Below are 25888 nucleotides of genomic sequence, written 5' to 3'. Positions count from 1 at the left end.
AAAGTTGTATTATTTACCCAGATTCTCTAATTGGAACAGTGCTTTGACGTCGCCGCCGCTGAGCGCCTTGTTATAGATCCTAACCTCGTCCATCGTACCGAGCAGGAAGCTGGCCCAGGACTGGGAGCTGGCCCCGCTGGTCATGCTCGGAGTGGTCTGAAACTGGATCGTTCCGAAGAGGATAGCGGGAAATTGACAAAGCCGAGGTTTCCAAATCCGGCCTGTGATATCGTCCCGATCTGCGTTCCGTTGACGTAGAAGGTGAATTTGTTCGCCGTCGCGTCATAGGTGAGGGCAATATGCATCCATGTGCCCCAGGGATTGGCGATGCTCCAGGCTGTCAGCCAGGCGTCCTTCTGCGCGGTATTGTAGAGGTGCATCTTGAATACCGATGATGCGTCTGTCTGGCCGTCGAAGAACATGTCGAGGTTGCTCCAGAACTGGGTGCTGTTGACGAAACAAACAGGCTCCTGAATACCCGCGGAATTTATGGGAGTATTGACCCAGTAAGCGATGGTCATGCTTTGCAACTGTTTGATCGCGTCCGTGGGGATAAACGTAGCGTAGTTGTTCAGTCCGATGGAAAGTCCCTGACCCTTGACGCCGGTGCCATAACTGGTACCGGTGCCGGTAGCCGAAGTCTTGCTGACGCTGTCGACAAGCGCGCCTTCGAAGGAGAAATGGGCTACAAGGCTGGACGCGCCGACTTCATTGGAAGCCGAGTAACCGCCGAAGGTCTCCGCCGGGGCATAACTTTTAGGATCGAATTTTTTCTGGCAGGAGCCCAGTACCAGGGCCAGCGAGGCGATGGCGAGGGCGGGGAATATCGTTCGTTGTATACGGTACATACAATATTTTTTTGAGTTGTAAATCAATATCCGGGGTTTTGAACCAATACGCCGCCGCTGTTGTCGATCTCGGCCTGCGGGATGGGCCATACTTCATTCTTATTCGCTTTCCAGCCGAGTGAGCCAAACACCGTTGCGGCTCTGCCCTGGCGGATGACGTCGAAATAGCGGTCGTTCTCCATGGCGAGCTCTACCCTTCTCTCATGATAGATGGCGGGTTCGGAGCGAGCCCTGGTCGGTCGTAGTGACGGCGGGCAGGGTTGTAGCAGGATTGGCGCTGGTAGCGCGGGCGCGGGCTCTGACCTTTTCCAGCGAGGCCAGGGCAGGGGCGTTGTTGCCCAGCTCGTTGTTGGCTTCTGCGTTCATCAGCAGAACGTCGGAATAACGAAGAACCCGAACATTCTGGCCGCATCCCTGGTTGGGACTCAGTACGGCGGTGGCGAAGGGCACGTAGGATTTCATGTTATACATCGACGGTGCGCCAGCTGCGGGTAGGGGAACGGCGTCGCCACTGGGAGTCGTTGTGCCGGCAAACATGATGGTTGCGCCTCTTCGCGGGTCTCCGGCTTCAAATTCGTCTGCCAGATTCTGCGTAGGGACATTGAAACCCCAGCCGGCAGACGGGCTGGCATCCCGGTTGCCCTGGACCTGTGAATACTGACTGCTGTTGATATCGTCGTTGCCGGGTACGTAGTCACACTGTATCTCGAAGACTGATTCGGTACTGTTCTCGTTGGCATAGCGGAACTCCTGATAGAAGTTGGGGAACAGGGTGTAGACGCCGGAGTTGATGACCTGATTGGTATAGTTGAGCACGTCCTGCCATTTTTTCTGGTACATCGCGACTTTCGCATGCAGAGCAAGCGCGGCGCCTTTCGTGGCCCGGCCGATGTCGGAGGGCCCGTAGGAGTTCGGGAGGCCTGATGCCGCGTCGTTGAGGTCCGATTCGATGGCGGCCCAGACCTGTGCCGCCGTGCTTTGTGGGGGATTTAGGTCCTTACCGGAGGCAACATGCAATACCAGGGGTATTTTTCCGAAGGCCCTGACCAGTCGGAAATATGAATAGGCCCTGAGGAATTTTGCTTCCGCAAGATAGCGGGCCTTCAGGTTTCCGTCCATGCTGATATTGGGGACATTGTCGAGCACCTGGTTGGCAAAATTGATGTTTTGGTACTGGCCGGTCCAGAAGCCGTCGAGTTGTCCCTCCGAGGGATCGACGGTGAAATTGTCGTATTGGTTGATAAAGGTAGCATCGTTGGAGGTGCTTCCTTTTACTGCGTCATCGGAGCCCATATTTTCGATGCATATGGCGGCGAATGCCGTATTATTCCATGTGCGGAGGTTTCCATAGATGGCGTTTACCGCTTTGGTGGCGTCGGCCGCCGTCTTAAAGAACGCGGTACCCGGAGGTTGTCCCAGAAGGGCGTCGTTCTGGCTGGTAAAGTTCTTTGAACAGGAGGCCAGGATCATTGCGCCGGTCATGGTCGTTAATATGCCTTGATATATTTTGCGTGACATAGTGTAAAGCGTTTAAAATTTAGAATGTAACGTTTACCCCGAGATTGTAGATCGCAGATATTGGGTATACGTCGTTGTCGATGCCGATGGTGCCGGGCAGCCCGCCGCCATTCAGAATGCTTCCGCCGACTTCGGGGCTGAAGCCTTTGTACTTCGTAAATATTGCCGGATTTTGTGCATTGACGTATATCCTCACTTTCTGGATACCGAGCTTGCTTGCATAGTCGCCGGGCATTGTATAGCCCAGCTGGATATTCCGGATGCGGAAATAGCTGCCGCTCTCGACATACCAGGAATTGGCATAGTAGTTCTGTCCACCGCCGATGTTTACCGAGGGATAAGAATTGGAAGTGCCCTGTCCATGCCAGCGATGATCATAAAAGTCCTGAGTAAAATTTTCATTGCCGTAGCGAAGGCCTTTGTTGGCATTGTAAAGGTCTACGCCTGCCACACCGGTGAAGTCGAGGGAAAGGTCGAACTCCCTGTACGCCCAGTTCGTATTGATTCCATAAAAGAACTTTGGATTGGGATTCCCAGGTAGACCCTGTCATTGCCTCCGATGGCGCCTACGCCATTGTTGGATGTTTTGGCATATTTGAAATCGCCGGGCTGCGCGCTGGGCTGGTATTGATCTCCATTCTTGTCTTTATAGTTGGTGACTTCGTCGGCGGTCTGGAAAATGCCGATGACCTTATAGCCATAGAACTCCCCGACCGGCTGGCCGACAGTCGTTATGGTGCCGAGCTGACCCCCTGTCGAAACGCCGCCGCCGTTGTATAGTTTTTGGTTTCCACCCAGTGGTATTCTTCGTGAATTTGTTCTGGTTGTAGGAGATATTGCCGCTGACACTGTAGCTAAAGTCTTTATTGGGCTTGTCGTGCCAGGTCAGAGACAGCTCGAAACCCTGATTCCGGAGCCTGCCGATATTTACGGGCAGCTGACTGTTGGTGTAGCCGTTGGATCCGACAAAGATCAGGGGAAACACGAAGTTGAGCGTGTTCTTATTATAAACATCGGCTTCGATGTCGAGGTGACTATGAAGGATCGTGGCCTCAAGTCCGATATCTGTTCCCTCTCCTTTTTCCCAGTTGAGAGCGGGTGGAACTGCGGTCGAGATACTCTGGCCGGGGCTAATCGTCCCGGAGTTATTCCAGATCACTCCGTTACCGGTAAAAGTAGTCTGGGTTGCAACGTAGGCAGGCACCCCACTGTTGCCGACCTGACCCCAGCTGCCTTTCAGCTTGAGCGAGTTGAATATGTGCTGGCCATCCATAAATTTCTCGTTGGTAATGATCCAGGCTGCGCCAACGGAGGGAAGGGTTGCCCGGCCGTAAGCGGTGGTGAACTTGGTGCTGGCGTCCGAACGAAGGGTACCGGTGATGGTGTAGCGATCCTTGTACGAATAGGTCACGCGACCAAAATAAGAGAAGACGCGTTCGAGAATGGGATAGAGCTGAATTCCGTCGCTGCTGCGCGTATTGTCATATACGCTGCCTACGCTGCCGTTGCCGAGGCCAAGATACCGGGTATTCGGATCAGACGAGATCGAACTGTCCTGGGCGATCGAGTGGACCTCGTCATAGTAGTTGCGATAGGCCGTCATCCCGGCGAGCGCAGTTATTCTGTGATCGCCGAATGTATTGCTGTAGGTCAGCGTGTTCTCGGTGATCCAATTGCGGGTCGAATAATCGATCGTCGAAAGCGTGTTATGTGTGCTCGATTGCGTCGACGTGGCCTTGTATACGGGTGTAAAATTCCTGTTTTGGTTCTGCTCGTAGAGTCCGCCTATGCTGCCGCGCAAGGTGAAGTGGTCGAGGAAGCGGATCTCGATGTAGCCGTTGGCGTTCAAATGGTAGTTCTGCGTCCTGGAATTATTGTAGTCCAGCGCTACCTGCGGATTGTTGACGGACTGGCCGAGGCCGTAATAGCCGGGGTCACCATAGCTGCCGTCGGCGAAATGGACGGGAACGACGGGGGAGCCGTATAGAGGTCGCGCCAGATACCGACGGGAACGTCGTTCGACTTGCTGTACGTGCCGATGATATTGTAGCCTGTCTTTACGTGACTGGAGATCTGGATGTCGTTCGAGAAATTGGCGGTATAGCGCTGGTATTTATTTGTCTTGAGAATACCCTGCTGGTCGAGATAACCCAGCGAAAGGTTGTAGGTGGACTTTTCGCTGCCTCCGTTGACCGAGATCTGATGATTGGTGATAATGGCGTTACGGAGTGAGTTGTTGAACCAGTTGGTGCCTGTACCGAACTGGGTGGAGTCCAGAAAATTCGACCCTCCAGTCGCGCGGGTCAGCTCGTTAAAAAGAATGGAGTATTCGTGTGCGTCGGCCATTTTGGGAATATGGTTGGCGACCTGCCATCCTACGCTTCCATTATAGCTGACGGAGGTCCTGCCTTTGCCTTTTTTGGTCGTGATCAGCACGACGCCGTTCGCGCCCCGTACACCATAAATAGCTTCGCTGCTGGCATCCTTGAGGATACTGATATTGTCGATATCGGCCGAGTTCAAAAAGTTGATATCGTTGACCCAGACGCCGTCTACTATATAAAGGGGTCCGATTTGGAAGAATAGGTGCCGACGCCCCTGATATGGATTGACGGAGAAACCCCGAGTTGGCCCGTATTTACGATCTGCACGCCTGCGACCTTACCCTGAATCCCGCTCAGGGGTTGACCGACGCCTGTTTAGAGATTTCGGAGCCTTTTATCTGCGCCACCGATCCCGTAACGTCCAGTTTGCGCTGTACGCCATAACCTACTACCACGACCTGGTCGAGAACGGTATTCGAAGCCGCGAGCTTGACGTCGAGGATGGACTGGCTGTTCACGGGAACTTCCTTGCTCGTAAATCCTATATAGGAGATGACAAGTGTTCCATTTTCTGGTACAGTCAGCTCGTAGCTGCCGTTGTTGTCGGTCGTCGTCCCGCGGCTGCTGCCCTTGAGCGTCACAGAGACGCCGGAAAGGGGCTGTCCATTGTCGCCGGTAACATGTCCGGTGACCTTGATGTCCTGGAAGCTGAGGGTGGAAGAGACAACAACAATCAGGTTATTGGCCAGCATCTTAAAGGTAAGGTCCGTGCCGACGAAGATCTTGCCGAGCACGTCCTTGATATCGGAGTTGGCAACATCGATGGTTATTTTCTGGTTCACTGCATTTAGCCGGCTGTTGTACAGAAACCGGTAAGTGCCCTGTTTTTCAATCGAATGGAGCGCTTTTGAAATTTCTACCTGGTTTAGTTTGAGTGAGACCTTATCCTGACCGTTTACACGGGCTGACACCTGCAATGTGGCCACAAGTATCAACAAGGAGGTTAGTTTCATAAGCAAAAGAGCTTTTTTACGGCATGAGGACTGCAGCCCTCAATCGTTAGAATTTTTTTCATACTTTCAACTTTGGGTTATTAAAAATGTGAAACCTGGATAGATACTGCCAATGCATCGCCATGTTTCGAAATAGCCTTGCGGGGAATGCGCCAACATTTCCCGCATTTTTTTCCTATATACCTTGAATTTTTCTTACATTTTATTTATTTCTCATAAATGGTTATTTGGTTTTCGTGAATGGTATAGGTGAAGGGTGCAGTTAGTTGAAGGGCTGCCAGCGCCTCCCGAATCGTCTCCTTCTGAAAATTCCCGGTAAAATGCAGGTCTTCCAGTTCTGGTCTTGTAAAGTGTATATTCACGCCATACCAACGTTCCATATCTTTTGACAGGTTGCCAAATGCCTCATCCTGGAAGATCAGCCGGTCCTCGATCCACGAGGTCTCGACGTTGATACCGGTGATCGAATCATAGCCTGGCTTGCGGATATTGACGAGTGACTCGGTCCTCTGGGGTTGGTATACTGCCGGATCTCGCCGGTGGAGGGTGCTGTCGTCGTTGGCGACGACCAGCTTTTCATTGGGCTTAAGGATGATCTTTTCATTGGGGCGGTCCTTGATCGAGACTTCGATGCTTCCTTTCAGCAGGGTCGTCTCGGTCGTCCGGTCGGAGGGGTAGGATTTCAGGTTGAAGCGAGTGCCTAGTACCCTGATATCAACGTGTGCGGCGTGTATGATAAATGGCCTGGTGGCGTTATGAGCCACGTCGAAGAGGGCTTCGCCGGTGAGGCTGACTTCGCGGGACTGTGCACCATACGTTTTTTCATAGGTGAGGCGGCTGCCGGCGTTGAGCCAGACCCTTGTACCGTCGGGCAGCAGTAAGTTGGTGCGGGAGCCGTTGTGCGTAACGACCTCGCTGAATTCTTTTTCTCCTTCTCCGGCGTGTGTCGGCGCCGGGGGCTGGGAGTGTGATGAACGATAAACGAGCAGGACAGTTATCAGCGTCAGGAGTAGCAGAGGTGTGATCAACAGGAGGCGGCGCGACCGGCTTTTGGGCCTTTCGTCGGGCTCCCAGACTGGCTGGTCGGTCGTGGTTGTCTCGGCGGTTGACCCTATTGCCGCGGTTGCACCCGTCAGTCTGGTTTCCGTGGTTGTTCCGGTCGCCCTGGGCTCCAGGCCGACGCCCTGTGTTTTCATACGTTCGAGGTGCCGGTCGAAGGCCTGCGAGGCTTCTTCGGCCTGGCGGCGGTTCCCGGGATTGGTGGATTTCCAGAAATCGGCGATCGTCGTGAGCGGATAGAATAGCTCGGGGTGGGCTCTGAGGAGCTCCTCGAGTTCTTTCAGCTCATCGGTCGTTGCTTCGCCGCTGATCTTTTTGGCGATAAGGTCCCAGGTATGCTCTTGTTGTTCTTGTCCCATTGGTTTTGCTCGCTCCTCGATGGGGCCCTTTCTGGCTCCTTCTGGTGAGAATAGGAAGAGGACAGGAAAATGAGGAGAATCCCCAGGCGGTGTTAACTTTTTTTAAGAATATTTGCGGACGTGGGTTTCACGCGCGGGTCTTACGAATGCGCGTGGCGAGGTTTCGCCTGCGGGTCGCGGTGTCCTACGAATGTGGTGCGGCGGGGCCGCTGGTAGGTGAAGGCTGGCTTTTTTGATGTCGAAACTGACGGTGTTACCGATCTTGTGGAGGGCTATAGCAAGTTGGTTTTCAACAGTTTTGACGGAGATATTGAGGATCTCGGCGATCTCCCTGTACTTGAGACCGTCTTCCTTGGCCAGCTTGAAGATGAGGCGGCATTTGGAGGGCAGCTGGTCGATGGCTTTCTGTATAAGGCCCAGCATGTCGGCGGTGATGAGCATCTGTTCGGGGTCGAAATACACGCTGGTAAATTCGGCCTGATAGTCGTCGATACAGAAAGTGGCGTTTCGCCGCTGACGGTCGAGGTAGTTGATGGCGATATTGCGTGTGCTGACGTAGAGATAGACCTTGAGGTTTTCGATCTTTTCGAGTTGCTTCCTTTTCTCCCACACCTTAATAAATACATCGGAGACGACTTCTTCGGCGGTTTCCTTTTCCTTGACGATAGTTCTGGCGAAGGGATATAAGAAATGATACAGTGATTTGTACAACTCTTTATAAGCGTGCTGATCGTCGTGTCGGGCGATCTGTGACTGGAGGTATTGAATTCGATCGACGGTCATGGCAAAGCGTATGATCTCACCAATTTATCGGTAAATGTAAGAGAAAATACCGACTTATAGATTTGGACAGTTGACCGCGAAGGAAAGCTGCATTGAAGTTATAAGACATTTCAGGTTTTCTCGCGGGCTTTGCGGCGGACAACTGTGCAGCACCGTCCGCCGCCGTTATTTTTTTCCCGCGTCCATTTATATTTTCTGCCTTGGCACGAATTTTTTACATTTGCACTCCAATCGCCGGAAGCCGGATTTTATCTTGGCAGGACCTATAGCTCAGCCGGTTAGAGCATCTGACTCATAATCAGAGGGTCCCCTGGTTCGAGCCCAGGTGGGTCCACTGAATTTCAAGCACTTACAAGACATACTTTGTGGGTGCTTTTTTATTTGAGACATGTTTTGAGACGACGCCGTCAACTTTAGTCGTCGAGTGCTCCCATCGTCAAATTAACGGTCGATCCCATCACACTGCTTGCTTTGCCGGAAGCGACAAACGCCGCCGCATTAGCCACCTCTTCGAGTGTCAGGAAGCGTTTGGGATGGTTCATGCCGGCGAGATAGCCCGTGAACTGTTCCCAGGTCATGCCCGTCGCGGCTCTGCTTTCAAAGATCTCCTTTATTGTCTCTGTCTCCGGCATGCCGTGCGCCTGCAGGCCGACCACTCGGATACCCGAGGGCGCGAGTTCTTTCGACATGTATCGGGTAAGCGCTTCCTTGGCGGCCTGCGACGCGCCATACCCTCCGTTGGGCACGCCTATTCTCGCGGGAGGCGCGGTAACGGTCATGATCACACCGGATTTGTTCAGGAGCATGCGTCTTGCCGCCAGACGCGCCGTCAGAAAGTAGGACGTGGTATAGCTCGCGATCGGCATGGAGAATTGTTTAAGATCCATATCGACCAGGGATGCACCGAGATAACGGGTTGGCGAGTTCCCCATCGCATTGAACGAAATATCGATGCGGCCTGCCTTAGCCACTACAGACTGCAGGTGCTTGTCTATCGCCTGCTCGTCCAGGGCATCGACTTCTGCCGCCTCTGCGTCGCCTCCGGCAGACACGATATCACTGGCAACCGCTGCCACAGGCGCCAGGCGGCGCCCGGTAAGAAAAAGTCTGGCCCCTTCACGCGCGAAAGCACGTGCGACGGCGCCGCCGATCGCGCCGCCTGCCCCATAGATAACTGCTACTTTGTCTTTCAGTTCATTCATAAAATTGCTTTTTGAATGCTAAGACGATTGGGGCCAGCCTTTCCGGACATTTTCCAAAAAAAGTTTATTGCAGCGAAACGACGCGCAGGTACGGCTTGAGGGTCTTCCAGCCCTGGGGGTATTTTTCTTTCGCCTCCTCATCCGATACGGCCGATACAATGATCACGTCGTCGCCTTTGTTCCAGTTGGCGGGCGTCGCCACTTTCTGGGCCGCCGTCAGCTGAAGGGAGTCCAGCACGCGCAGGATCTCGTTGAAGTTGCGTCCGGTGGTCATGGGATAGGCGAGCTGCAGTTTGATCTTCTTGTCGGGTCCGATCACAAAAACGGAGCGGACGGTTTGATTGGAAGCCGGAGTACGACCCTCACAGGTCGGAAGCTCGTCGGCGGGAAGCATATCGTACAGTTTTGCGACGGCCAGAGTAGGGTCGCCGATCATGGGATAGTTGACGGCGGCGCCCTGTGTTTCCTCGATGTCTTTCTCCCAGCGTACATGGCTCTCTACAGGGTCGACGCTCAGCCCGATGATCTTACAGTTGCGCTTGTCGAACTCAGACTGGATACTGGCCATATAACCCAATTCAGTGGTGCAAACAGGCGTGAAATCCTTTGGATGCGAAAAAAGCACCACCCAGCCGTCACCGATCCAGTCATGGAAATGGACGGTGCCTTTGGTCGTTTCTGCGGTGAAATCGGGTGCTGTGCTGTTCAATCTTAGGCTCATAACATTTTAATTTAAATGATTTGGTATAAGTGAATGTAACAGCACAAATATCAGGTCGGCGATCCGGCAAACTGGTAACACAGGTTACAAGCCAGTGTAACAAATGTTACAAATCTTTGAGCAGCTTGATCTGCTTGTTGTAGATGATGAGTTTCTTATCGTTCTCTAATTTTTTCAGCAGCCTCGAAATCACCACCCGGTTGGTGCCGAGCTCGTCGCCGATCTGCTGGTGGGTAAGGTTAAGCACCGATGAGCCGCTGATCTTCGATTTTTCCTTCAGGTAGTTGATCAGCCTTTCGTCCATTTTCTTGAATGCCACCTCGTCGATGGATTTGACCATCTCGGTAAATCGGCACAGCATGGTCGTCATCACATACTTCTTCCATGACGGATATTTCACCATCCAATGTTCCATCAGATTCACGGGGATACAGACCAGCACGCTGTCTTCTTCGGCGGTTCCCTTGATGACGCTTGTCTGTGCAAGCATACAGCAGTTGAAGGTCATCGCGCAGCTTTCACCTTCTTTGACGTAGTACAGCAATAACTCCTGGCCTTCGTCATTGATGCGGCTTACCTTGATCGCGCCGCTGGCAAGTAGTGGAACGGCCCTGATCGTCTGTCCGATATTGAGCATGACGTCTCCGCTCTTTACTTCCATGACCATCGACTTTTCTACGAGCTCCGCGAGCAGCGCCGGCTCAAAAAATTCCGAAAATTTACTGCTGAAATCCAGGGGTTGGGCTATCATACAAATACAAGTTATCCATATTATTCTATACTGTCAAAAAAGCCCCGACAGTGGTGTCGGGGCTTGATATCGCGTATTTTTGGGCTCGTCTATTTTCCGGAGGCTTGCTTTTGTTTGCCCGAAACCATTTTGTCGATCAGCATCAGGCTGGGGCAAATTCCCGTAACGGCCGCGAACAGCGATACAGCCGCGGGCAGATAGAGCAGCCAGCTGACGGTGGCAAAACCCGTGAGATAGATGCCGGCCCAAAGCATGCAGCTCAAAAAGGCAAAAAACAAGCGGAGGGATGCAGAAGCTTTCATGATGTTATGTTTTGTTTGGGATAATATTGATAACACCACAAAATTGCACATCGCATCCGAATGTTACGGTAACCGTTGTTACAAGCGCCTGTAACAAATGTTACAAATCCTCCGCCGAGGCTGACCGCCACCTGGCCTAGTTAAGCACACTCGACCGCTCGAGATACCGCTGCGACGGATAATAGATAAAGAAACAGGTCCCCTGCTTGATGACGGGAATGATCTTCGAACTCATTTCGTCGGGTATCGCCGGGCAGCCGAAGGTGGTACCCATCACTCCATATTTTTTCAGGATACGGGTGCTGACATAGGGCGCGCCATGGATGACGATATTCCTCCGGCTCGCCATGTCGTTGAAACCCCGGTCCATGCCCTGGATCCGCAGGGAGAGGCCGTTATCCCCGAAGTAGGCCTGACGGGTGACATAAAATCCGAGGCTGCTCTTATAGGAATTACGTCGGTTGGAGAAGGAACAGGCGTAGGCCCTGCCGGAGTTCATGCCGTGGGCTACATAGGTGCGGTAGAGCAGTTTCTTATTGAATACGTCGATGACGTACAATCTTTCCTCGCTGGACGCCTGGCTGAAGTCGCAGATCGACAGGATGGTCGTCTTCTGCAGGCGGTGTCTTCTGCGAAGCCGGTCGTAGCCGATATAGGCGTATTCGAAGGCTTCTTCATTGAGGCCGGCGGATTCGAGGTGCATTTCCTCGTAGATACCGATGGCCGTATGGAGGGCTTTGTTGCGCTCGATGGCTGCCCGAACCATGTGGGCGTGAGCGGCTGAGCGGCTGTGGCCGGTGTAGTTGGCCGTGTGGCCGGTGTAATTGGTGTGGGCAGACGCGCGCGAAGATGCGGCGATGAACAGTAGTATCAGGGCATGCCTGATGGGTGAACCTTCAAGAGTTTTCATGCGGGGTACATTTTAGGAATTAATCTAAAACCCGGCTTTTCAAGAAGATAGAACTAGCTGTGGCCGTAGGCCCTGCTAATCAGATTTAGCGGAGGAAATTCGAAAGGAAGATTGGGTACGTGGGGCTTTTTACGGAGATTGGATCCTGCGTGGACGGTAAAAATAATATCTGAATTTTGATTATGCAATAGGGGGTGAAAAAAGCGGGTAGTGCGTTTTTATCTACCTTTAGTATACCTAAAAGACTGAATTATGCCCACCCGAATCAACTGGGCAGAGGCCATCCGCCCGCTGCTGGAAAAGTATAAAAACAAGAAACACCCCCTTGACTACGAAAATGTATATCAACTACTTGTGATGGTAGTCCTCTCCGCGCAAAGCACCGACGAAGCGGTCAATAAGCTAGCTCCCCAACTGTTTGCGACCTTCCCCGATCTGGAGAGCCTCGCACAGGCCTCCCCTGAAGGACTTTGGCCATATTTTAAAGGCATCCGGAACTTTGCCCATAAGGCAAAATGGCTGACCGATATCGCCCGGCAGCTGGGATCCAACGATAAGATACCGCTAAGTATGGAGGAGCTGGTCAAGCTGCCCGGTATCGGCCGGAAGTCGGCCAGCGTCATCCTGCGGGGTGCGGGAAAGCCGCCGGAAGGGATAATCGTGGATATCCACGTGATCCGGGTGGCCCCAAGGCTGGGGATCACGAATGAGGAGGACCCTAAGAAGATAGAGGAGCAGATGATGAAGGCATTGCCGCGGGACGAGTGGGACGCGGGGATGGCGATGTCCTTCCTCGGGCGGGAGATCTGCAGACCAAAGCCGCTGTGCGAGGACTGTTTGATGAACGGCGTCTGTGCATTTTTTGCCAGAGTAGGGCTGGCGGGGGTGATCGCAATGAGAGGGAAAGAGGGGGGCGCCGGCGGAGCAAGGCCCGCGAAGAAGACACCGGCGAAGAAGAGTCCGGCGGCGAAGGCGCCGGACGGGAAGGCGGCAGGCGGGAAGGAACCAGGCGGGAAGGCGGCGGCCAGGAACGCACCGGTAAAAAAAGCACCGCCTAAGAAAGCACCCAAAAAGAAGAGCCCGGCGCCAAAGCCAAAGAAAGCCGTGAAGAAGGCTCCGGCAAAGAAGACCGCCAGGAAAACCACGGTAAGCAGGCATAACTATAGCTATCCCAGGTAATTAATTGTTGGGGTCGTTTTTTATGTTTACTTTACACTGTAACCTAAGCCCCCTAAACCATGAATAAACCTGAACCATCGGGATCAGGTAAACCGTCATCGACCGTTGTTGACATTACCCCCTATTGCACGTCCTCGGGTATGTACACCCTTTGAGTCAGGAAGCAGAAACGTTTTTGCGCGAACGAGTGATTTCGGTCTCGGCGAGAAAGAGAAAGCTGATCCTCAAGGAAGGAGTCCATTGTAATCATATCTATTTTTTAGTAAAAGGGGCGGTCCGCGGTTTCAGACGGGAAGGCCAGAAAGATATCACCACCTGGATCGTGATCGAGAACGAGCTGGTGACCTCGATTTTCAGCCTGGACAAGCCCTCCCCTTCGATCGAGAATATCCAGGCGCTCGAGAACAGCGAACTGCTTGCCCTCAGCTATGAAGACCTCGATCTGCTGTACCTGGAATTTCCGGAATTCAATCTGATAGCGCGAAAGATGCTCCAGCACTACTATGCAGACGCGGAGAAAAGGGCCTTTATCGCCCGCCTGACAAAGGCAGAGAACAAATACCGCCATTTTTTACTGATGCATCCCTCGCTGGCCAACCGTATACCATTGAAATACATTGCTTCTTATCTGGGGATGACACTGGAGACCCTCAGCCGGGTGAGGAAGAAGTTCAAACTAAAGCTGGAGGCCCGGTAGGTGGAACCCCCGCTGGCCGAAGGGCGCGGGCAGGGTCCCCGCCGATGACTCAGGAATGAAGCCCCAGCCGGCGGGACAGGTTCGAGCTGAATTTATTTGCCGGGTCATATTTCTGCTTGATAGCAATCCACTCTTTATATTGGGGATACATCGCCTTGAACATACCTTCTTCCAGCAGCGCGTCCTTGCCAAGATAAAGTCTGCCACCGGCGGCCAGGACCTTTGCGTCGAGCTTTGGTGTAAACTCGAGCAGCTTCTTCGATACGGGGAAGTCGATCGCCAGCGTGTAGCCCTTGAACGGGAAAGACAGGATACCCTGCCCGTCGCCCATTCTCTTAAAGACATTCAGGAAGGGCGTGCAGCCGCTGTCGGCGATCATCTCGAGTATCTCGGTAAGTATGCGCTTTCCGTCCGTCTCGGGGATCACGAACTGGTACTGAATAAATCCTCTCTTGCCATAGCCTTTGTTCCAGTCGTTGATGGCGTCCAGTGGGAAGAAGAACTTTTCGTAGTGGACAAAATTCTTCGGAGAATTCTGCACAAAAGCTATAACGCGGTTCAACACCCGAACAGACAGGCTGTTGAGTGCAAACGAGGGGAAGAAGAAGGGGACCGTCAGTTTTCTGTTCGAGTGCAGCTGGAGCGGGTTGGCCCTCAGCCTGGCCGGCAGGTCTTCCAGATTTGCGGGGTTGCCCAGCGAAAGGACGCCGCTGCCCAGTTGTTTGCCCCTCTTCATGACGTTGATCCACGCGACGGAATAATTGAATTCGTGGTCGTATTTCTCCAGCGCCTCCAGCATGTGGTCGAGGTTTTTGATCGCCACCGCTTTCTGCCGGAAATAGGTCGTCTGGATCTTTCTTAACCTGAGCTTCGCCGTGAGTATGATGCCAAGCAGGCCCAGGCCGCCGAAATTGGCCCAGAACAGGTCGCTATTCTCCGTGCGGGACGCCTCGACGATGGAGCCGTCGGCAAGAAGAATGGTAAAAGAGATCACGCAATTGACGAAGGAGCCGTCGATATGGTGCGCCTTCCCGTGGATGTCGTTGGCGATCGCGCCTCCGATGGTGACGAATTTAGTCCCCGGGCAGATCATCGGGAACCAACCCCTGGGACCAACCACCTGTATGATCTCTTCCAGGTTGACCCCTGCCTCACATTCCAGTATACCTTCTTCCTGGTCAAATTTTAAAAAATGGTTAAGCTTTGTGCAGATGGCCACATATCTGCCGTCGTTGACGGCCTGGTCACCATAGCTTCTACCCAGTCCCCTGGGCACGATAGAGTCCACTCCCACTCCCACTCCCACTTCGTTCTTCGCCTCTTCCTCACTGCGTGGATTCAACGTAAGCGATTCTATTACAGGATAATTCCCCCAGCCTGCCAGTTTCTCTTTGTGCGCCGATGCCATGATACGAATTGATTTGAGCTTAATTCGAGTGTGAAAGTACTACTCATTGCTCATATTCTCAATTGTATCCTGGAGTCTGCCGGAATGCTGCGTTGTTATAGGTCTTGCTCAGGTCGATCTCGGACTGGGGTACGGGCCACAGCGTGTCGCGCAGCGGGAAGGTGCGGAGGGCGCCGCTGGGGTCTTTTACTGTGGGCATGACGACCCTGTCGAGCTTCCACCTTTTCAGGTCGAAATAGCGCTGGCCTTCGAGGGCGAGTTCGATCCGCCGTTCGTGCCGGATGCGGGTACGCATCGAATCCTGACTCAAACCAGCAGGGAGGGGCGGCATACCGACTCCGGGGCGGCCGCGTACGGCGTTGACCGCGCTATAGACGCTGGCGTCGGGGCCGGCCTGCTCGTTCTGTGCCTCGGCGTACATGAGCAATACCTCGGCATATCGCAGGTATACCCAGTCCTGGTCGCTCTGTGTGCCGATAACGGTAGCGCGGGTGGAATCGACTCCTTTCTTGTTGAGGAAGCCCGCCGACGCACCGATGGCAGCCGGTACAAAGGGAATGCCTCCCTTATACAGGACATTCGGCGTCAGTATCGTTGCCAGCAGACGGGGGTCCCTGTTATTATACGGAGAACCTGAACTATATAGGGGAGAGGAACTGATCGGCAGTCCGTCCGTACATTCGTAGTCATTCACGAGATAGCCCAGCGGCTGAAAGCTCGAGCTATAGGTATACAGATAGTCGGCGGGGCTATACGCATTCGGCACCTGATAGCGGCCGGAGAACATGATCTCGGGATTGCTGTTCTGACCGGGTTTCAGGAATAGACCGCGGTAGCCGCCGGTATAGAGGCTGAATTTGTTCTCCGTCATGATCGTATTCGCCGTTGCCGCGGCGTCCTGCCAGTCCTGCAGCGTCAGATATACTTTGGCGATATATCCCAGGGCGGTACCCCTCACGACATGCCCCGAATAGGCCGTATTGGGCAGGTTGGCCGCTGCGAATTTAAGGTCGCTCAATACGGAATCGATCACAACTGCTTTTGGTGTTCTTGGCAGCCGGTAGCTGGCTGAGTCCTTGCCCAGCGGCCGCAATGACAGAACGACGTCGCCGTACAGCTGGGTGAGCAGGAAGTAATAGTAGCCCCGGATAAAGCGGACCTCTCCAATATACCTATTCATCGTCGCCGCGTCCATCGGAATGTTCACGACACTGGCCAAAAAGACATTGCAGACCTGTATCGCCTTATACGGCGTGTTATAAGCGTCCGACTGAATGAGGCCCGTCGAAGGCTCGATGGCGCCGGTGGCGACCGTACCAAAGGCCCCGCTATAGGCGTTGTCGGTCAGCGTCTCCCAGTACGGGGTACCCGATCCCCAGCCCTGACCGGTGTTGGTTGAGCTGGTGTAGTTGTAGCCCTGTATCAGATAGCTGTATACTGCCGCCAGGCCCTGATCGGCGTCGGCCTGTGTCTTCCAGAAATTAGCCGAAGACAGCTGGTCGGTGGGATTCTTATTGAGGAAGCCTTTGCTGCATCCTGCGAGAATCAGGAAAGGGAGGACCTTTATGATGTTTTGATATCTCATGATCGTAAGGTTTTAGAATACGGCTTTTACGCCAAATGAAAAGACCCGGTTCTGGGGATGTACAACAAAGCGCACATTGCCATTCCCGAGCGCCCGCTCGGGATCGAGTCCCTTGAATTTTGTGAACGTGACGAGATTATCCCCGGCAAAATAGATTCGCAGACTGTTCATGGCCAGATGTTTTACAACGGATTTTGGCAACGTATACCCGAGCTGAACATTCTTTATCCTCAGAAAGGAAGCGTCTTTCAGATAATAGGTGGAGGCCGTTCCGATATTGCTGCTGGCGTTACCCTGTCCGGTGATATAGATCAAAGGCATTGTCGTACTGTGATTCTGCGGCGTCCAGGCGTTCAGCCAGTCTTTGGTTGGCGGCGAGCCCTGATTGAAAGGCTGTACACCCCATCCGCTGGCATATTGTTTCTGGCCGTAAGAACCATATAAAAAGACGACGATGTCGAAATTCTTCCATGAAGCGCTGGTATTAAACGAATACTCGAACTTCGGGAACACCCCCGGCACGATGACCCGGTCATTGGCATTGATGGTATCGTTGCCATCGACGTCCTTAAACTTTATGTATCCCGGCTGGGGACTATACACCTGGTAGGGAGATTTATTGACCTCGTCGGTGGACTGGAAGATCCCGGTGAACTGATACATATAGTAGCTGCCAAACGGATAGCCCTCGATATTGATCGTGTTATTGGCGGTTATCTGAGGAGCGCCGAATTTCACAAGCGTATTCCGGTTGATCTGTATGTTGCCTCCCACGGAATAGCTGAATTCGCCGGCGTGGTCCGCATATTGTGCAGCCACTTCCACCCCGGTGTTTTTCATTTTGCCATTGTTGATGGTAGGAGAGCCAAGGCCGATATAGGCGGGTATCTGTGGCTTGTAGAGGATGTCATAGGTCAGTTTGTTATACCAGTCGACGGTAAGATTTAGTTTATTGAAGAGGGTTATGTCCGTCCCAAAGTCGATGATACGCGTCGTTTCCCATTTTATATCCGGATCGGAGAGGTTGTTCCGAGCGACCCCGGAAGTCAGGCTGTTGCCCGAGAAAGAATAGGCATAGAAGGTGCCTGTGTTGTAGGCGTTGGCGCTCGTATACAGGTCCTGATAGGGATAGTTGGAGATATTTTGATTACCCAGCTTGCCCCATGAACCCCGAAGTTTGAGATTGGTCAGCCATGAAACATTGTCCAGAAAACTTTCCTTTGTCAGTACCCAGCCGGCGGATACCGAAGGGAAGAGGCCCCATCGGTTGGAAGGCGGGAATCTGGATGACGCATCGTAGCGTGCATTGGCCTCGAGCAGATATCTCTCTTTATAGTCATAGTTGAAGCGGCCATAGTATGACCGGAGCGCCCATTCGGCCGTTGTCCCGGTCGCTATCTGCGATCCTGCGGGTCCGGCGTTCAGTTCGCGGGTGATATTATTGGAGAAGGGAGTATTGCGGGTACCGACCATCTGCTGGACCTTGTTGTACTCGGCCTGCGTACCGCCAAGCAGTTTGAAATTGTGTTCGCCCAGGCTGCGGGTATACGTTAGCTGGCTGTAACCGACAGGATAGATCGTATTATTATCCGTGACCACAAGGCCCTGTCCGTTGACGTCCAGCGTGCGTTCGGGCGGGTCGTTGGGTCCTGCGAACCAGTTGTACTGGTTGATCACCGGTTTGAAATCATAGATCTTCTCGAACTCGAAGTTGAAGCCGCCGCTCGTCCGCCATTCCAGTCCTTTCAGCGGACGGACGCTGACGTAGAAGCTGCTCTGCATATAATAGTCGTTGTCGTTGACCAGCGCGTTCTGCGCGATGGCGATAGGGTTCTTGTTGGGCGTCTGCACGCTGGGGAACACCGAATTGACGTAGCGTCCGCTGCCATCCGGAAGAATTGGACCGTACATGGGAGACTGCGACAGGTCTGAAAGGAACATATCCTGACTTCCCCGCGATGCATAGAGACGTTTGCTGTAGTTAAGAGTCATATTCGCCCCAACGGTGACGACGTCGTTGACCTTCGAATTCAGGTTCAGCTGGACATTGTATTTCTTATACGAAAAGCCGAGCATGATATCGGGCTGGTCGACATATCCGAGTCCAATATTATAGGTTGTGCCATTTTTTCCTCCCGTAAAGCCGAGGTGATGGTTCTGGACGACGACGGTCCGCATCAGTGCCTTCAGCCAGTTGTAGTCCGGGTACAGGTGTTTATCCCGGCCGGGGTTGCTGTAAAGGTCTATCTGCACCTGGCTGAACTTATTGGGATAACCCGAGTGAGTAGCCGCCGTGTCCCAGAGGGTCATATACTGAGCGGAATTGTAGATGAGGTTGTCGGGCAGTGCCGTCGGACGGGTGATGCCGACATTGTAGTCGTAGCTGAGCTGGAGCCTTCCCGAACTGCCGGATTTCGTTGTGACCAGGATCACGCCGTTGGCGGCGCGTGTTCCGTAGATCGCGGCAGAGGCGGCGTCCTTCAGGAGTGTTACCGATTCGATGTTCTGCGGGTCCAGCGCCGAGAGGCTGCCGGGCAGGCCGTCGACGATGACGAGGGGCTGCTGCCGGCGCTGCTGTTGGTACCGAGGCCTCTTACTCTGAGAGTGAGTGCTTCGTTGCCCGCTTCGCCGGTGCCCCGGGTCACGGAGAGGCCGGGGAGTTTGCCCTGGAGCAGCTGGGTGGGATCGGTAGCGATCCTTTTGTTCAATTCGGAGCCCGTCACCGCGACAACTGCTCCTGTCAGGTCGGCTTTCTTTTGCGTGCCGTATCCCACGACGACGACGTCATTTAACTCGGCTGCTTTTAGTTGCAGGACGATGTTCAACTGGGCACGTCCGTTGAGTTTTTGTTCGTAGGGTGCATATCCCACCGCAGAGATGGAGATCGTGGCTCCCGGCAAAGCCTGGATCGTGAAGTCGCCGTTCTGGTCGGTTGCCGTGCTGGTCGGTTTGCCTTTTACGGTGATGGTGGCGCCGGGGAGTGCCTCGCCTTTTTCGTTTTTGACGGATCCTTTGACGGGGGTCGTCTGTGCGGGCAGCACCTGGTATATGGTAAGGAGAAGGAGGAAAAGGATTCCCTTAGGAAGGTTCATTTTCATATGCAGCTGTTAAGGCTGGCAAGTACGCGAGATTTCGGGGTGGGTGATTCCGCCCGATTGTCCAATTATTAGCTTGGTTTGGCTTTATCGGTGTGGCATTTTTCTCGTTGAATTACAAAAAGTAATATCTTGCGGGCTGTTTAAAATAGGGGTTTCTTTAACCTTTTATTAACCGGAAGGAGAATACATTTGTGAATTATGAAGAAGTATTTCATTACCGCTTTGGTTTTTTTGGCCACTACTGCTGCTTTCGCTCAAAAAAAGCATTCCAAACACCCTAAGAACGAACCTGCTCCTTCAAAAGATTCCACTGCCATTAATAAAACACTTCTGACTGCCGCCGCCCAGAATCCTGCCCCCAAACCGCAGAAGGTTTGGAATCTGAGCAAAAGGTCGGCGGATCATTTTATGTTTCAGCTGGGTTATGACAACTGGGCGGGTGCTCCGGATAGTGTCCATATTCAGGGTTTTAACAGGAGCGCCAATTTCTATTTTATGTTCGACTTCCCGTTCAAGACCGACCCCAGGCTTAGCATTGGCGCGGGTCTTGGCATCGGGTCCAGCAATATCTTTTTCCACAATCAGGAAGTATTGGTGGCTGCCGTTGGCGCCGGAACGCTGGGCTTTCCATCTGAGGACGGAAGTGACCACTGGAAGAAATACAAGCTGGTTACCACCTATCTGGAGGCTCCGGTCGAGTTGCGGTTTGCGCTGGATCCCGAGCATATGGACAACTCCTGGAAATTTGCGGTCGGTGTCAAAATTGGCCTGATGCTCAGCGCCTATACCAAGGCGAAGGACAGACAGAACAGCGTAGGCCAGACGATCGCCAGCTATATCGAAAAGGAGAGCTCCAAGCAATTCTTTAATACGCCGCGGCTGGCGGGTACGGCCCGTATCAGCAAGGGTGTGATCGGCCTTTTTGGTCAATTCTCGGCCACGAGCCTGATCAAGACCAGCGCAGGTCCGTCGGTCTTCCCCTTCTCCATGGGTATTACGCTAAGCGGGTTGTAATAAATTATTTTTATATATGTGGTCCGCCGGGTAAATGCCTGGCGGATTTTTTGGGATTGCGGCCCCGCCAAAGACTTATCTTTGCTGTCCTAATAGCTGTAAATTGATAGATAAGAAAAATAGTATACAAAAGGCGGAGCGGGCGGTATTGGTTGGACTGGTAGATAAGACCCAAACGGAGGAACAGCTACAGGAATACCTCGACGAGCTGGCCTTTCTGGCCGAGACTGCGGGAGCCATTACCTTAAAACGGTTTACCCAAAAGCTGGCGCACCCGGACAGCAAAACCTTTGTGGGAAAGGGCAAGCTGGAAGAGATCAAGACATATATCACGCTAAAGGACGTCCAGGTCGTCATCTTCGACGACGAGCTCTCGGGGTCCCAGATCTCCAATATTGAAAAAATTCTCGATACGAAGACCATCGACCGGTCCGACCTGATCCTGGATATCTTCGCCAGCCGGGCTAAGACCGCGCAGGCCAAGTTGCAGGTAGAATTGGCTCAGTATCAATACCTTTTACCCCGTCTTCGCGGTATGTGGAAGCACCTTGAGCGTCTGGGGGGCGGTATCGGTACCAGAGGTCCGGGGGAAACGGAAATCGAAACGGACCGTCGTATCGTCAAGGACAAGATCTCACTTTTGCGTCGTCGTCTGCTGGAAATTGACAAGCAGGCCTTTACCCAGCGCAAGGACCGGGGTGAGTTCATCCGCGTGGCGCTGGTAGGCTATACCAACGTTGGCAAGTCGACCATCATGAACCTCCTGAGCAAAAGCGATGTTTTTGCCGAGAACAAACTTTTCGCGACCCTCGACACCACGACGCGTAAGGTCGTGTTCGAGAATACGCCATTCCTGCTGAGTGACACGGTCGGATTCATCCGCAAGCTGCCCCACCACCTGGTGGAAAGTTTTAAGAGCACCCTCGATGAGGTGCGGGAGGCCGATATCCTGATGCATGTGGTCGACGTTTCGCATTCCCGCTATGAGGAGCAGCTGGGGGTAGTCAACAAGACCCTGCAGGAGCTAAACGCGTTCGAGAAGCCGATTCTGGTTATTTTCAATAAGATCGACCGCTACGAGGCCCAGGTCTTCGACCCCTGGCTGGAAGAGCCGGTGAGGCAGGAGATCATGAGCGAGCTCCGCGAGCGCTGGGAGCGCGAGACCAACGGCAACTGCGTCTTCGTCTCCGCCACTGAGCGCCGTAATATCGACGAACTACGCAGGACCATCCTCGAAAAAGTAAGAGAACTCTATAAAGTACGTTATCCTTACAAAACAGAATACCTTTTTTAATGGGCTCCAAAAAGTACAAATGGCATAAGGTCGCAGATGCGGCTACGGATCTGCAGTGGACACCCGGCGACATCGCCGAGGTCGAGGTCGAGGGGAAAAAACTTTGCATTGCGCGTGCTAATGACGAGTGGTTCGGCCTTGCGCATGTCTGCCCCCATGCCGGCGCGCCGATGCTGGACGCGTATGTTTCGGGGGGTGTCAGGTCGTTTGCCCGGTACACCACCTGAAGTTCAATATGAAAGATGGAAGGGATGTAAATGGGGAGGGTTATCGGCTGAAGACCTATCCGGTCGAGGTCCGGCCCGATGGCGTCTATTTTGGAGTGGAAGAAGGGGGTGGGTTTTTTAGTAAGTGGTTTTAGGGCCCGGCGGCTCGCCTTTCACCGCCAAAGCGCTGTCCGCGGGGTTCTCCCACGTCCGCCGCTGACTCCGGGAGCGGTTCACGTTACCTCCCAGATGTCCGAAAATTTCCCTGGATTTTTTTGATTTCCCGGTCTTTTAAAACGGATTTTCCCATATCTTTGCAACCCATTTTGGGATATAATCCTCCTTAGCTCAGTTGGTTAGAGCATCTGACTGTTAATCAGAGGGTCGCTGGTTCAAGTCCAGCAGGGGGAGCAAACTTTAAAACCTGGCATTACTGCCAGGTTTTTGTTTTATATAACGATGGACTCGCAAGACACGGGCGGTGGCTAGCTATTCCATTTTCACGGCTTGCATTTTATACCCATTATCATCGATGTCACGGTAACAACCTCTTTAATTTTCGGAGTATAAAAATCTTTCCAGTTATAAACAGAAGCCAGGGAATTGGCTATTTCGCGCAACAGGCTTCCATCGTCGGTATTTGCCATTACTACTACGCCATTCCCATTTTCCATGCTGTCGTAGTATGAAGCAACAAAGCCTTCATCCGAACCATCATGGTTGAAATATTTTTCATTCCCCTTTTTGATAATAAATACTCCTGGTGCCGCGGAGTTATCCGTTCAATAATTTACTTATTGAGCGCGCCTGGAATAGTGTATTTATTGTAACCGGCCGTTTTTCCGCACTATCTGCCCAACCATATGTACTTCTTTAGAATAGGTGGTATTCTTTTGTCCAAGCAGGATATTTGTTTGGAGACAAAAGAATAGAGACAAAAAAATCAGGGTAAACGCACTTCTGTGTTTAGTCATAATGATATATTAAAAAAAGGCGTCGAAATCCGGGACCTGGAGTTTTCAGCATCCACCCTTGCTGCGTATGGCATAGATCACATTGCCCGAAACAAATAATCTGAAGGCCTTTTTTTGCACAGAAGGAAGTAATAATTTCCACGTTCTTCCCTTGTCTGATGATCGGAAAATGCCGTCAGGATGAGAACAATAGAAATTCTCACCAACATGCATAATTATGGTCATGTAGGCCTGCACGGCAGGGCGATCATTCCAGGTCCGCCATACGTCGTCCTCAAGGCCGGCATCGATGGGCTGCCAGGTCTTACCGCCGTCGTAGGATGTCCTTAGCCTCCTGGTATTCGACGCCGAACTGGAGGTAATAGCAGCGAATCCGCCTTTGATCTGTTTTACATCGTATGCCACAATGCCCTCACTGTCCACCAACGCCCAGTTTTCACCGTTGTCGGTCGACCTTATTATCCCTTTCATAGTGGCCGCCACCAGTACGCCGTTCGACTCCGCCAAATGTCCTACCAAGCCTCCGGCCTGGACATGCTCCCAGGTTTTTCCATCGTTAGCAGTTTTGAAAAGGCCTCTGTCGTTGCCGATGAAAATTGCACCTCCGGCAGTCTCAAAAACGCCGCGTATTCGTGGATCCTGAAAATTTTCGAATATCGGTGACCAGACACTCGTCCCGTTTGTTTTTTCTAATTTTACACTCCAATCGTAGGCAGATATCCTGGGCCCACGGGGTGCGATACTGATATATTCGTTGGGGAGAATCTCTTTGGTCCAAAAAGGAACCGTGGCATTTGGTGTACTGTGATAGAGTTCGTTTCTAACCTTCAAAAACAGCCCTTTGTCATTTGAAAAGAGGTCTCTTCCCTGGATACTATCTCCCCGCAAGTTTTCGGGCAGTCCTTTGCCGATGTCCTGCCAGGTCTGTCCGCCATCTGTAGACCTAAAAACGATCTGGTCATCCCGGAGAAGAGAAAATGAGAAAACCCCGAAAAGGAGTAAAAAAGCAAGAATATAAATTTTCATGGTAAAAAATATATTGGTGAAGCAATAAAGTAAAGATACCCGGCGTCAACTACCAGGAAGATTATTAGCGGTAAAAAGATGTAAAGGATGCGTAAATCGTTTGTAAAACAATGTAAATCATGATTTACATTAGTGGTCCACGCTTAACTTTATCCATATGAAGCAATATTCCCTTTTCGCGGCGCTTTCAGTATCCGTGATCATCGTTGCCATGGCCTTTATAAAAAATGGCAATGAGCGCCCTGATAAGCACCTGGAAATTGTGCTTCGTACTATCGGGCATGAGGTATTGCTTCATTCCAACGATTCGACGTCCCGGGTATTGCCGGTTATAACTGTCAATGAAAACACCTACCGGATTGCCTTTGAGAACAGTTTTGAATTCACTCCCGATACGTTAATGAGCATAGTGCATCAGCAACTGGCAAAAACGGACAGGCCGGAGGATTATACGGTTAGCGTAAATGACTGCAATCAAAACCAGACCATTTATGCCTATGAAGTAAATACAGCCAGGGGGATTTGAAACCCTGCCGGGGGCGCGAACTGAAAAAAGGTTGCTACGTAATTGAGATCTCCTTTCCCGCAAAAAAATCATTCAACTACGGCTGGCTTCTGCCTGCATTTATCCCGGTAGTTTTTGCAGCGCTCTATTTCGCTCGCAAACGGAGCAGAGTTCCAGAGTCGCGGGAACCTATAGAGGAAAAGGTCGACGAATCGCAATTAGGTGAAACCGAATCCCTTCCGGCTATCACCGATCATAAAAAGCTGGGGAATTTTGTATTCTTCGAATCAAAAGGAGTTCTTAGCCTTAATAACGAAACCATCGAACTTTCCGATAAAGAAGGGAAAGCATTAAGCATACTTGTGTCAAACCAGAACGAGGTAGTCGGAAGGGACCTGCTGATGAAAGAACTCTGGGAGGACGACGGTGTTGTTGTGATCACCCGCAATGTGGACGTTTTGATATCCAAACTCCGGAAGAGACTAAGCGCTGATCCTTCTGTTAAGATTGTAAATGTGCATGGTAAAGGGTATAAAATGATTGTGTAAGCCGGTTTGTGCGGGGATGGGGACTCCACGATTAATTCGTTTGTTTAAGTGAAAACACCTGATTCCCGATGGGTTCAACCCGTGGGATTGTAATGATGTTGAACGGATGTTTGGTCACCGCGTGACAATTATTGCAGGTAGAAGTCAGCAGAACGAAACTCCGCCGGAACGCCGGGGGACTCTTAAGGCTGATGGCGGCAGTGACGCTGTCCATGGGGCCGTCGATCATCGGCAGCGCCGCCGTGTTGGGATCATCGGGATGATAGGCATGGATCTTGCGGAAGGCGCTTCGAATAAGGCTTTCGTCGTAGGCGGCCAGCTCCCAGTTGTCGTTTGTGCCGGCAAACCAGAGTTTGGAATGATGGATCTGAATATTTAGCATCAGTTCGCCAAAGCCGGGGGTATAGGAGTGGCGAAGGCGTTGGTCCAGGCTGTCGAGGCGGGCCTGCAGCATCCGATCGTTGCGTTGCTGGCTGGTGCAGGCGGCGAACAGGATCGCGACGATGGAGAAGATAGAGACGATGATAATGACCGGTCCGAAATTGGAAAAGCGTTTCATAAATA

General features: G+C 52.4%; 29 protein-coding genes, 2 tRNA genes and 1 pseudogene. 9 read left to right on the top strand and 23 right to left on the bottom strand.

Annotated features, from left to right (window positions below):
* Nucleotides 1-9 precede the first annotated feature (9 nt).
* From ACQ86N_RS45875 to ACQ86N_RS45830, 10 genes are all read right to left on the bottom strand, one after another.
* Nucleotides 10-144 (bottom strand): hypothetical protein, encoded by a 135-nt coding sequence (locus ACQ86N_RS45875; RefSeq protein ID WP_431212902.1) that lies wholly within the window; start codon nt 142-144, stop codon nt 10-12.
* Entirely contained in the window at nt 141-848 is a 708-nt protein-coding gene (locus ACQ86N_RS45870) for a LamG-like jellyroll fold domain-containing protein (protein ID WP_431212901.1), read from the bottom strand. Before ACQ86N_RS45870 ends, ACQ86N_RS45875 begins: the two co-directional genes overlap by 4 nt.
* A 23-nt stretch (nt 849-871) precedes the next feature.
* Complete coding sequence (locus ACQ86N_RS45865) at nt 872-1030, bottom strand: RagB/SusD family nutrient uptake outer membrane protein (protein ID WP_431212900.1); 159 nt, start codon at nt 1028-1030, stop codon at nt 872-874.
* A 19-nt stretch (nt 1031-1049) separates the two neighbouring features.
* Entirely contained in the window at nt 1050-2330 is a 1281-nt protein-coding gene (locus ACQ86N_RS45860; protein ID WP_431212899.1) for a RagB/SusD family nutrient uptake outer membrane protein, read from the bottom strand.
* 55 nt (nt 2331-2385) lie between these two features.
* On the bottom strand, nt 2386-2817 hold the full coding sequence (locus ACQ86N_RS45855; protein WP_431212898.1) for a hypothetical protein: 432 nt from the start codon (nt 2815-2817) through the stop codon (nt 2386-2388).
* A gap of 240 nt (nt 2818-3057) precedes the next feature.
* A complete protein-coding gene (locus ACQ86N_RS45850; protein WP_431212897.1) occupies nt 3058-4215 on the bottom strand; it encodes a hypothetical protein in 1158 nt (385 codons plus the stop codon).
* Nucleotides 4216-4253: 38 nt separating this feature from the next.
* Complete coding sequence (locus ACQ86N_RS45845) at nt 4254-4889, bottom strand: hypothetical protein (RefSeq protein WP_431212896.1); 636 nt, start codon at nt 4887-4889, stop codon at nt 4254-4256.
* A gap of 154 nt (nt 4890-5043) precedes the next feature.
* The gene (locus ACQ86N_RS45840; protein ID WP_431212895.1) at nt 5044-5703 is read right to left on the bottom strand and encodes a carboxypeptidase-like regulatory domain-containing protein; all 660 of its coding nucleotides are present in this window, start codon (nt 5701-5703) and stop codon (nt 5044-5046) included.
* A 206-nt stretch (nt 5704-5909) separates the two neighbouring features.
* A complete protein-coding gene (locus ACQ86N_RS45835) occupies nt 5910-7121 on the bottom strand; it encodes a FecR family protein (protein WP_431212894.1) in 1212 nt (403 codons plus the stop codon).
* 102 nt (nt 7122-7223) lie between these two features.
* Nucleotides 7224-7904, bottom strand: a complete 681-nt coding sequence (locus ACQ86N_RS45830; protein WP_431212893.1) for an RNA polymerase sigma-70 factor — start codon at nt 7902-7904, stop codon at nt 7224-7226.
* 259 nt (nt 7905-8163) lie between these two features.
* On the opposite strand from ACQ86N_RS45830, the gene ACQ86N_RS45825 reads away from it, so the two are divergent.
* Nucleotides 8164-8238, top strand: a tRNA-Ile gene (locus ACQ86N_RS45825).
* Nucleotides 8239-8317: 79 nt separating this feature from the next.
* Here the strand turns inward: ACQ86N_RS45825 and ACQ86N_RS45820 are convergent.
* From ACQ86N_RS45820 to ACQ86N_RS45800, 5 genes are all read right to left on the bottom strand, one after another.
* Complete coding sequence (locus ACQ86N_RS45820; protein WP_431212892.1) at nt 8318-9106, bottom strand: SDR family NAD(P)-dependent oxidoreductase; 789 nt, start codon at nt 9104-9106, stop codon at nt 8318-8320.
* Between the two features lie 64 nt (nt 9107-9170).
* Entirely contained in the window at nt 9171-9827 is a 657-nt protein-coding gene (locus tag ACQ86N_RS45815) for a peroxiredoxin (protein ID WP_431212891.1), read from the bottom strand.
* A 106-nt stretch (nt 9828-9933) separates the two neighbouring features.
* Complete coding sequence (locus tag ACQ86N_RS45810; protein ID WP_431212890.1) at nt 9934-10578, bottom strand: Crp/Fnr family transcriptional regulator; 645 nt, start codon at nt 10576-10578, stop codon at nt 9934-9936.
* Between the two features lie 89 nt (nt 10579-10667).
* Entirely contained in the window at nt 10668-10880 is a 213-nt protein-coding gene (locus ACQ86N_RS45805; RefSeq protein WP_431212889.1) for a hypothetical protein, read from the bottom strand.
* A gap of 136 nt (nt 10881-11016) precedes the next feature.
* Entirely contained in the window at nt 11017-11790 is a 774-nt protein-coding gene (locus ACQ86N_RS45800; RefSeq protein ID WP_431212888.1) for a murein L,D-transpeptidase catalytic domain family protein, read from the bottom strand.
* Between the two features lie 252 nt (nt 11791-12042).
* Here ACQ86N_RS45800 and ACQ86N_RS45795 point away from each other — a divergent pair, with 252 nt between their 5' ends.
* Entirely contained in the window at nt 12043-12969 is a 927-nt protein-coding gene (locus ACQ86N_RS45795) for an endonuclease III domain-containing protein (RefSeq protein WP_431212887.1), read from the top strand.
* A 175-nt stretch (nt 12970-13144) separates the two neighbouring features.
* Nucleotides 13145-13666, top strand: coding sequence for a Crp/Fnr family transcriptional regulator (locus tag ACQ86N_RS45790; RefSeq protein WP_431212886.1), 522 nt, complete (start codon nt 13145-13147; stop codon nt 13664-13666).
* Nucleotides 13667-13715: 49 nt separating this feature from the next.
* On the opposite strand, the gene ACQ86N_RS45785 is transcribed toward ACQ86N_RS45790, so the two are convergent.
* From ACQ86N_RS45785 to ACQ86N_RS45770, 4 genes are read right to left on the bottom strand one after another with little or no spacing between them, the layout of a single operon-like run.
* Complete coding sequence (locus ACQ86N_RS45785) at nt 13716-15074, bottom strand: FAD-binding protein (protein ID WP_431212885.1); 1359 nt, start codon at nt 15072-15074, stop codon at nt 13716-13718.
* 58 nt (nt 15075-15132) lie between these two features.
* On the bottom strand, nt 15133-16659 hold the full coding sequence (locus ACQ86N_RS45780) for a RagB/SusD family nutrient uptake outer membrane protein (protein ID WP_431212884.1): 1527 nt from the start codon (nt 16657-16659) through the stop codon (nt 15133-15135).
* A gap of 12 nt (nt 16660-16671) precedes the next feature.
* A complete protein-coding gene (locus ACQ86N_RS45775; RefSeq protein WP_431217873.1) occupies nt 16672-19209 on the bottom strand; it encodes a SusC/RagA family TonB-linked outer membrane protein in 2538 nt (845 codons plus the stop codon).
* Nucleotides 19149-19757 (bottom strand): carboxypeptidase-like regulatory domain-containing protein, encoded by a 609-nt coding sequence (locus ACQ86N_RS45770; protein ID WP_431212883.1) that lies wholly within the window; start codon nt 19755-19757, stop codon nt 19149-19151. The genes ACQ86N_RS45775 and ACQ86N_RS45770 overlap by 61 nt, the downstream gene beginning before the upstream one ends.
* A 408-nt stretch (nt 19758-20165) precedes the next feature.
* Here ACQ86N_RS45770 and ACQ86N_RS45765 point away from each other — a divergent pair, with 408 nt between their 5' ends.
* The 4 genes from ACQ86N_RS45765 to ACQ86N_RS45750 all read left to right on the top strand — a co-directional run bounded on the left by ACQ86N_RS45765 (nt 20166) and on the right by ACQ86N_RS45750 (nt 22682).
* Nucleotides 20166-20771 carry an outer membrane beta-barrel protein gene (locus ACQ86N_RS45765; RefSeq protein WP_431212882.1) on the top strand — a complete coding sequence of 202 codons (606 nt, stop codon included), beginning with the start codon at nt 20166-20168 and terminating at the stop codon, nt 20769-20771.
* A 103-nt stretch (nt 20772-20874) separates the two neighbouring features.
* Nucleotides 20875-22065: a GTPase HflX gene (gene hflX / locus ACQ86N_RS45760; protein ID WP_431212881.1), complete on the top strand. Its 1191-nt coding sequence runs from the start codon at nt 20875-20877 to the stop codon at nt 22063-22065.
* Nucleotides 22065-22292: a Rieske (2Fe-2S) protein gene (locus ACQ86N_RS45755; RefSeq protein WP_431212880.1), complete on the top strand. Its 228-nt coding sequence runs from the start codon at nt 22065-22067 to the stop codon at nt 22290-22292. Before hflX ends, ACQ86N_RS45755 begins: the two co-directional genes overlap by 1 nt.
* A gap of 316 nt (nt 22293-22608) precedes the next feature.
* Nucleotides 22609-22682, top strand: a tRNA-Asn gene (locus ACQ86N_RS45750).
* A gap of 89 nt (nt 22683-22771) precedes the next feature.
* Here ACQ86N_RS45750 and ACQ86N_RS45745 read toward each other — a convergent pair.
* From ACQ86N_RS45745 to ACQ86N_RS45735, 3 genes and pseudogenes are all read right to left on the bottom strand, one after another.
* The gene (locus tag ACQ86N_RS45745; protein ID WP_431212879.1) at nt 22772-22945 is read right to left on the bottom strand and encodes a hypothetical protein; all 174 of its coding nucleotides are present in this window, start codon (nt 22943-22945) and stop codon (nt 22772-22774) included.
* Nucleotides 22946-23290: 345 nt separating this feature from the next.
* Nucleotides 23291-23752 (bottom strand): WD40/YVTN/BNR-like repeat-containing protein, encoded by a 462-nt coding sequence (locus ACQ86N_RS45740; protein WP_431218050.1) that lies wholly within the window; start codon nt 23750-23752, stop codon nt 23291-23293.
* 408 nt (nt 23753-24160) lie between these two features.
* Nucleotides 24161-24271 (bottom strand): annotated as a pseudogene (locus ACQ86N_RS45735) (hypothetical protein); the annotation flags it as partial.
* Nucleotides 24272-24428: 157 nt separating this feature from the next.
* On the opposite strand from ACQ86N_RS45735, the gene ACQ86N_RS45730 reads away from it, so the two are divergent.
* Both ACQ86N_RS45730 and ACQ86N_RS45725 read left to right on the top strand, forming a co-directional pair.
* Nucleotides 24429-24797: a hypothetical protein gene (locus ACQ86N_RS45730; protein WP_431212878.1), complete on the top strand. Its 369-nt coding sequence runs from the start codon at nt 24429-24431 to the stop codon at nt 24795-24797.
* A complete protein-coding gene (locus ACQ86N_RS45725) occupies nt 24794-25324 on the top strand; it encodes a winged helix-turn-helix domain-containing protein (protein ID WP_431212877.1) in 531 nt (176 codons plus the stop codon). Before ACQ86N_RS45730 ends, ACQ86N_RS45725 begins: the two co-directional genes overlap by 4 nt.
* Before the next feature lie 31 nt (nt 25325-25355).
* Here the strand turns inward: ACQ86N_RS45725 and ACQ86N_RS45720 are convergent, their stop codons facing one another.
* Entirely contained in the window at nt 25356-25883 is a 528-nt protein-coding gene (locus ACQ86N_RS45720) for a hypothetical protein (protein WP_431212876.1), read from the bottom strand.
* Nucleotides 25884-25888 lie beyond the last annotated feature (5 nt).

The sequence above is a fragment of the Puia sp. P3 genome, from assembly GCF_050632245.1.
Lineage (GTDB): Bacteria > Bacteroidota > Bacteroidia > Chitinophagales > Chitinophagaceae > Puia.
Note: the sequence above shows the minus strand (reverse complement) of the source record. Positions and strands in the feature narration are given on the sequence as shown.

Bases quoted from the DNA above. Each gene is read 5' to 3' on its own strand.
- ACQ86N_RS45875 (WP_431212902.1), bottom strand. From the start codon at position 144: ATGACCAGCGGGGCCAGCTCCCAGTCCTGGGCCAGCTTCCTGCTCGGT.
- ACQ86N_RS45870 (WP_431212901.1), bottom strand. From the start codon at position 848: ATGTACCGTATACAACGAACGATATTCCCCGCCCTCGCCATCGCCTCG.
- ACQ86N_RS45865 (WP_431212900.1), bottom strand. From the start codon at position 1,030: ATGGAGAACGACCGCTATTTCGACGTCATCCGCCAGGGCAGAGCCGCA.
- ACQ86N_RS45860 (WP_431212899.1), bottom strand. From the start codon at position 2,330: ATGACCGGCGCAATGATCCTGGCCTCCTGTTCAAAGAACTTTACCAGC.
- ACQ86N_RS45840 (WP_431212895.1), bottom strand. From the start codon at position 5,703: ATGAAACTAACCTCCTTGTTGATACTTGTGGCCACATTGCAGGTGTCA.
- ACQ86N_RS45835 (WP_431212894.1), bottom strand. From the start codon at position 7,121: ATGGGACAAGAACAACAAGAGCATACCTGGGACCTTATCGCCAAAAAG.
- ACQ86N_RS45830 (WP_431212893.1), bottom strand. From the start codon at position 7,904: ATGACCGTCGATCGAATTCAATACCTCCAGTCACAGATCGCCCGACAC.
- ACQ86N_RS45820 (WP_431212892.1), bottom strand. From the start codon at position 9,106: ATGAATGAACTGAAAGACAAAGTAGCAGTTATCTATGGGGCAGGCGGC.
- ACQ86N_RS45815 (WP_431212891.1), bottom strand. From the start codon at position 9,827: ATGAGCCTAAGATTGAACAGCACAGCACCCGATTTCACCGCAGAAACG.
- ACQ86N_RS45810 (WP_431212890.1), bottom strand. From the start codon at position 10,578: ATGATAGCCCAACCCCTGGATTTCAGCAGTAAATTTTCGGAATTTTTT.
- ACQ86N_RS45805 (WP_431212889.1), bottom strand. From the start codon at position 10,880: ATGAAAGCTTCTGCATCCCTCCGCTTGTTTTTTGCCTTTTTGAGCTGC.
- ACQ86N_RS45800 (WP_431212888.1), bottom strand. From the start codon at position 11,790: ATGAAAACTCTTGAAGGTTCACCCATCAGGCATGCCCTGATACTACTG.
- ACQ86N_RS45795 (WP_431212887.1), top strand. From the start codon at position 12,043: ATGCCCACCCGAATCAACTGGGCAGAGGCCATCCGCCCGCTGCTGGAA.
- ACQ86N_RS45785 (WP_431212885.1), bottom strand. From the start codon at position 15,074: ATGGCATCGGCGCACAAAGAGAAACTGGCAGGCTGGGGGAATTATCCT.
- ACQ86N_RS45780 (WP_431212884.1), bottom strand. From the start codon at position 16,659: ATGAGATATCAAAACATCATAAAGGTCCTCCCTTTCCTGATTCTCGCA.
- ACQ86N_RS45770 (WP_431212883.1), bottom strand. From the start codon at position 19,757: ATGAAAATGAACCTTCCTAAGGGAATCCTTTTCCTCCTTCTCCTTACC.
- ACQ86N_RS45765 (WP_431212882.1), top strand. From the start codon at position 20,166: ATGTTTCAGCTGGGTTATGACAACTGGGCGGGTGCTCCGGATAGTGTC.
- ACQ86N_RS45755 (WP_431212880.1), top strand. From the start codon at position 22,065: ATGGGCTCCAAAAAGTACAAATGGCATAAGGTCGCAGATGCGGCTACG.
- ACQ86N_RS45745 (WP_431212879.1), bottom strand. From the start codon at position 22,945: ATGGAAAATGGGAATGGCGTAGTAGTAATGGCAAATACCGACGATGGA.
- ACQ86N_RS45730 (WP_431212878.1), top strand. From the start codon at position 24,429: ATGAAGCAATATTCCCTTTTCGCGGCGCTTTCAGTATCCGTGATCATC.
- ACQ86N_RS45720 (WP_431212876.1), bottom strand. From the start codon at position 25,883: ATGAAACGCTTTTCCAATTTCGGACCGGTCATTATCATCGTCTCTATC.